Consider the following 6,397-nt stretch of genomic DNA (forward strand, 5'->3'; position numbering starts at 1 on the left):
TATCTGGGTCAAAAACTGGTATAGCAGTCGAAATAAAGGTTAGGATATATCAAAAGCTTAAAACTCAGAAAACGTAATTTTTTTTCTTTTTCCTTCTTCCTTCTTCCTTCTTCCTTCTGCTATAAATCAAACCAGAAAATTGTACCCAGTATATATAGTCATATTGAATAATTTTTCAGTCATTACTCAATAAGATAAAAAATTTTAAACCCTTATTCCTGTTACCTAATTCTGGATTTTAGTTAAATCTAAATAATTAATTTTTTTCTGATACTCCAGTCATTAATCACTCAATATATAAAAAAATTAAAACTCTGATTCTTGTTCCCTAGTTATGGAGTTTAGTCAAATCTAAATAATTAATTTTTTTCTGATACTATATATGACTCAAAAACTGGTATGGAAGTCGAAGGAAAGGTAACGTAATATTTTAACTTTTAACTTTTGAATTTTAACTTTTGAATTCTTCCTTTGACTTTTGACTTTTGACTTTTGAATTTTAACTTTTGAATTATTCTAAAGTTGAGTTACATCTAACAATTGATTTTCTTCTGATACTATACTTTGCTGAAATACTGGTAAATCAAACCAAAAAGTTGTACCTACACCAAGTTCACTAACTAACTGAACCTTACTATAATGCTTATCCATAATATTCCTGACAATAGACAAACCCAAACCAGTTCCTTCCAAAGTATGAACTCGATTTTCTACTCGGAAAAACCTCTCAAAAATAGCCTCTTGGTCTTCAGGTTCAATACCACTTCCCGTATCTGAAATTTCAACTCTAACAAACTTTTGACAACTTGATTCTGAGGGTAAATGTAAATCTATTGGTCGAGGAGGAGGAGGAGAAACTATCCATCCTCCCTCTTCAATTTGTTGAGCTTCAATATTGCAAACTTCTGAGTCAGATTCTAATATATATGCTCGAATTATTATTTTCCCCCCTGCTTCAGTAAATTTCATAGCATTGCCGACTAAATTAGCAAATACTTGTAACAATAAATCGTAATGACCCACTACAGAAGGCAAGTTAGGTTCTATCTCATAATTTAACTCTATTCCTTTATCTTTAGCATTAAGTTGATAAGTCCTTAAAGTTTGTTCTATAGGTTGAGCAATATCAACAGCATCTAGATGATAAATATGACAAGATTCCAAACGACTCAAATCTAAAACATCATTAACCAAACGAGTCAAACGGTCTGTTTCGTGATTAGCAGTTTCCAGAAATTCCCCTCTTTCTGTTTCACTTAAATCTTCCCCATATTCATACAAAGTTTCGATAAAAGATTTAATATTAAATAGAGGAGTTCTTAACTCGTGAGACACATTACTAATAAACTGACTTTTAGCTTCATTTAACTCTACTTCGCGAGTAATATCCTGCACAGTCATAGCAATTCCTTTCAGACTATCTCGGTACTGATAATTTAAACCTTTTTCTAATTTATGTTCATAAAGAGTACATTCAATAACTTCAGGACGTTCAATAGAATTGCAAGTATCATCTGCATCATAAATACAACTTTGACAAAGAGACTCTTTACCTGGTGCTCTATGTAACAAAACCGTTGTTAATAACACTCTAATTGTACGTTTATTTGGCTCATCCAAAGTACAGCAATATTCACCACCTTCTATTTCTCCTCCAGCTATTTGATAAAGCGGTCTACTAATTTCCATTTGTACAGCTACAGGAAAATAATCAATAATATTTGCACCCACAACATCTTTTCCTTCCCAACTAAAAATTCGCCTAGCAGTAGAATTAACTAACATAAGTTGTAAATTAGCATCCAACAATAAAGCACCATCAGCAATAGTCGAAACCAAAGTTTCTAACTTAGCTTTTTCTGCTCTTAATTCTTCAATATTTTGCTTCTTATAATTCTCTAACTGCTCCGCCATTTCATTAAAGCTAAAAATTAGTTCCCCTAACTCTCCTCCAAATGGTAAATCAATCCTTTGCTTAAAATTTCCCTGGGCAATATTTCTCACACCTTCTGATAATTCCTTAACGGGTTTAGTAATAATCAAAGCATTAAATACTGCCCCTAAAATTACCATTGCCCAAATCGAAACAAACACTGCCAAAGTAACATCTCTTGTAAGATTTGAAGAAATAACAGCAGTAGGATTAGGATTAATTCCTATTGCCAAAACTCCTAAATATTTACCTTCTTGAATTAACGGCACAAAAACATCTGTTAATTCTCCATTAGGAGTTAAATGTTGTCGCACCATCGGTAGGACAGACAAATTTCCTGCCTCTACATTGGCCATAAAATCTTCTGGTAGTTGAATGCGACGGCGTAAAGTCAGGGACGTCTTTACCTCTGATTCTGAGAAAGGCAGACCAAGGAAAATTTTTCCTTCCTCATCGGCGTAGAGCATATAACGAACACTAGAGGTGCTGCTGTAGAAAAGTCGAGAAAAACGCGCTACTTCGTTGCGATCGCCTTCTGCCACTAGAGGAGCGACATTTGCAGCCAATAATAGTCCCAGGTCTCGACCATAGCGAGTATCATTGAGACGAGCATCCTGTTGAATAGTATTTACTGCCCAGAAAGAAAAACTACTCATTAGTAGAGACACCATAAGAGTGACTACTGCCATGAGTTTGGTCTGGAGGGTAAACTCAGACCACCAGTTAGCGATAATTTCTCCGATTTTTTTTAGGAGGGCAAGCATTTTTTTAAGTCAAAAGTTTAAATAAAGTTATAAAGTTAAAGGTCAAAATTTATTAGGCATTTTTGACTATATTATTAATTAGGATAACTAAGAATTCTTGAAAGCTCAGATTTATTTTATTTATATTCTGAATTGGCCGGGTGCATCTCATAATATTTGCAAAAATACTTTTTTCCTATATACTTGATATTCCCTGTTTCCAGATGAGCTGTTGCCTAAAAGCGATAAATTTTTGGCTTTATTCAAAATTGAGATGTACCTGATTTACCGAATCATTAATTATTTATTATTAAATAATTATGGTTTAAAGCTTCCCCTTTTAAGGGTAAAAAAGCGGTCGTTAGCGCAGTTTCCCGTAGGGTGGGATGGCGTTAGCGAAGGGGTTCTGTCAAGAGCGGTTCTCCTCGCCATCTCCAATCAAGCAAGAGAAGAAATAATATTTCCTGATATTCAATTCCGTAACGGTTTGAACCAGAGGTAATTATCAATTATCCATTATCCATTAATGAACAGATCCAAAAATCCGATCGCCAATATCCCGCCGATAATACATTTGGTCAAACTCTATAGAATCTACAGCATTGTAAACTTTTGTCCTAGCTTCAGAAAAATCAGACCCTATTGCTGTTACTCCTAATACACGGCCACCATCAGTTACTAACTGTTGTTCCTGTAATTTAGTTCCGGCATGAAATACAGTTACTCCAGTAGCTTCAGCTTTTTCTATTCCAGAAATTACTTTACCTTTCTCATAAGCTTCTGGATAACCCCCGGAGGCTAAAACTACACACACTGCTACTCCTGGTTTCCAATTTATCGGAGGCAACTCAGCTAAACGCTGTTCACAACAGGCCAAAAATAACTCTTCCAATGGAGTTTCTAGCAGAGAAAGAATAGATTGAGTTTCTGGATCGCCGAACCGACAATTAAATTCTAAGACTTTTGGCTCTCCTGTAGGACTAATCATTAATCCAGCATAAACAATGCCTCGGTAGTCTATACCACGTTTTTGTAAATTAGTCAAAGTTGGTTCTAGAACTTCTTGTTGAATTCTGGTCATTAGTTCTGGTGTAATGATGGGAGTGGGAGCATAAGCGCCCATACCTCCAGTGTTGAGTCCGGTATCTCCTTCACCCACTTGTTTATGGTCTTGAGCTGGCAATAGGGGACGAATAGTTAATCCATCAGTGAGGGCTAAAACCGATACTTCTTGACCTGTGAGAAACTCTTCGATTATCACAGACTGGGTATCTGGCTCGAATTCTCCTTGAAAGATGGCATCTATGGCATGATGAGCCATTTCAATTGTAGTGGCGACGGTAACTCCTTTTCCTGCAGCTAGACCATCTGCTTTAACCACTATGGGAACTTCTTTGATGTAAGCTTTGGCAGTTTCGGCACTGGTAAAGGTGGCTGATTTGGCCGTGGGAATATTTGCTTCGGCCATGAAATCTTTAGCCCATGATTTACTAGCTTCGAGAATGGCTCCTGCTTTGATGGGGCCAAATATTTTGAGGTTTGGTTGTTGTAGATAGTCAGTAATGCCCAGGGCTAAGGGTACTTCTGGGCCAACTACTACTAGGGAAATATTTTGGTCAGCAATAAGTTGTTTGAGGGCTGAGAAGTCTTCAACTGGAATGGGTATATTTTGGCATTTTTGCAAGGTGGCAGTACCGCCGTTACCAGGGGTACAAAATATTTGTTGAACTTGGGAAGAGTGGGATAATTTCCAGGCGATCGCGTGTTCTCTACCACCGTTACCTACTATTAATATTTTCACGTTTTTTAAGTTAAGAAGGAAGAAGTAAGAAGGAAGAAGTAAAAAGTAAGAATACTTTAGTTATCTAAGAGAGAATACTTTATGCTAAATCCGATTTAGAAAAGTTGATTATAGATATCTATGTTATGCCTTACCCTATAATCACTCTATAATAACCAGATTTGTTATTAGTTATCAAGAAGAGAAAGTTAAATTTTAAATAAAGTATCAAAGTCTGACTAAAAATAAGGATAGGTAGTTAAGTTGATATAGTAAAGATTGCTTGTTGAGATGAGTTGGTTAATATGAATGATAATTTTCAAGTACTTAAAAATGACGATGATGTTTTGTTATTTTGCAAAGATAAATTTACAGTTTGCAGATTTAAAGAATTGTGTTTAGAGCCAATAAAAGTCACAATTTATTCACCGCAGGAGAATCGCCAGAATCGACTGTTGGTAATTTTTGTCAGATTAAGTGGAGGGTTTATTGTCGATAAGAAAGTACATATAGGATTAAATAGTAACAAATGGGAATCAGTGGCTGAAGAAATAGAATGTCAACTCTTAAAAGTTGGTGATATTTAGCAAATCGTCTTCTTTATAAGAAGAGGTAATTATTAATTATTAATTATTAATTGTTGAATACCTATCGGGAATTCTATTGAAGCAGGAAGAAGTAGAAACTAAGAAGATAAAATCAGGAGAGCAACCATGACCCAATGCCTAAACCCAGATTGTTTAAAAACCAACCCACCAGAAACAAAATTTTGTCAAAGCTGCGGTGAAAAATTAATTTTAGTCGAACGTTATCGCGCTCTAAAAATTATTGGGCAAGGTGGTTTTGGCAGAACTTTTCAAGCTGTAGATGAGTACAGACCATCAAAACCTTTTTGTGTAATTAAACAATTTTTTCCTCAAGCTCAAGGAACCAAAAACCTAGAAAAAGCTTCCTCATTATTTGCCCAAGAAGCTGAACGTTTAGATAGTTTAGGATTACATCCACAAATTCCCGAACTTTTGGCATATTTTACTCAGGATAACAGACAGTATTTAGTGCAAGAATTTATCGACGGGCAAAATTTACAACAGGAGTTAGACTTGTCAGGAACTTTTGATGAAAGGCAAATTTGGGAGTTATTAAAAAGTTTATTGCCCGTATTGGAATTTATTCATTCTCGACAGGTAATTCATCGGGATATTAAACCAGAGAATATTATTAGGAGAAGGAAAGATAAGCAATTATTATTAGTAGATTTTGGGGCAGCTAAATATGCAACAAAGACTGCTTTAGCTGTGACAGGAACTGTAATTGGTTCGGCAGGATATGCTGCCCCAGAACAAGCATTAGGCAAAGCAACTTTTGCTAGTGATATTTATAGTTTGGGTGTGACTTGTATTCATTTATTAACTCAGGTGGAACCTTTTGATTTATTTGATGTGAGTGAAGGTGAATGGGTGTGGCGAGAATATTTAAAGTTTACCGTAAGTGATGAAGTTGCTAAACTGTTAGATAAAATGATTATGGGAGCGACTAAGAAAAGGTTTCAAAATGTAGGAGAGATATTATCGGTTGTTAACCCTAAATCTCAACAAAAAATTAACTCTACTTATAAACCCAAAATATTTCCAATATTTACAAAAGAAGAAATGTTTACTTTTGAGGTTGTGACGGTCAACAAATCTGGCAAAACTATCAAGCGCACCCAGAGAAATGTGAGGCAAAAAATAGAAGATTTAGGTAATGGTATTAAATTAGAAATAGTTTATATTCCTGGTGGTAGTTTTCTCATGGGTTCACCGAAAAACGAAGCTGGAAGAACTGATAAAGAAAATCCCCAGCGTCAAGTAACTCTTCAACCTTTTTGTATGAGTAAATACTCCATTACTCAAGACCAATATTTAGTCATTATGGGGGAAAATCCTTCCTACTTTAAAGGAG

At 35.3% G+C, this 6,397-nt stretch carries 5 protein-coding genes; 3 read left to right on the plus strand and 2 right to left on the minus strand.

What is annotated here, in order from left to right; all coding sequences use genetic code 11:
* Positions 1-516: 516 nt before the first annotated feature.
* Positions 517-2,697, minus strand: a complete 2,181-nt coding sequence (locus F6K13_RS13080; protein ID WP_124145025.1) for an ATP-binding protein — start codon at positions 2,695-2,697, stop codon at positions 517-519.
* 211 nt (positions 2,698-2,908) lie between these two features.
* On the opposite strand from F6K13_RS13080, the gene F6K13_RS13085 reads away from it, so the two are divergent.
* Positions 2,909-3,178: a hypothetical protein gene (locus F6K13_RS13085; RefSeq protein ID WP_124145024.1), complete on the plus strand. Its 270-nt coding sequence runs from the start codon at positions 2,909-2,911 to the stop codon at positions 3,176-3,178.
* 21 nt (positions 3,179-3,199) lie between these two features.
* Here F6K13_RS13085 and purD read toward each other — a convergent pair whose 3' ends face one another.
* Positions 3,200-4,477 carry a phosphoribosylamine--glycine ligase gene (gene purD / locus F6K13_RS13090; protein ID WP_124145023.1) on the minus strand — a complete coding sequence of 426 codons (1,278 nt, stop codon included), beginning with the start codon at positions 4,475-4,477 and terminating at the stop codon, positions 3,200-3,202.
* 284 nt (positions 4,478-4,761) lie between these two features.
* Between purD and F6K13_RS13095 the strand changes: the two genes are divergently transcribed.
* Entirely contained in the window at positions 4,762-5,043 is a 282-nt protein-coding gene (locus tag F6K13_RS13095; protein WP_124145022.1) for a hypothetical protein, read from the plus strand.
* Positions 5,044-5,169: 126 nt separating this feature from the next.
* Positions 5,170-6,397: bifunctional serine/threonine-protein kinase/formylglycine-generating enzyme family protein (locus F6K13_RS13100; protein ID WP_287287588.1), on the plus strand; the 1,228-nt coding region annotated here is incomplete at its 3' end.

Origin of the sequence: Okeania sp. SIO2B9 (assembly GCF_010672505.1) — a bacterium.
Taxonomy (GTDB): Bacteria; Cyanobacteriota; Cyanobacteriia; order Cyanobacteriales; family Microcoleaceae; genus Okeania; species Okeania hirsuta.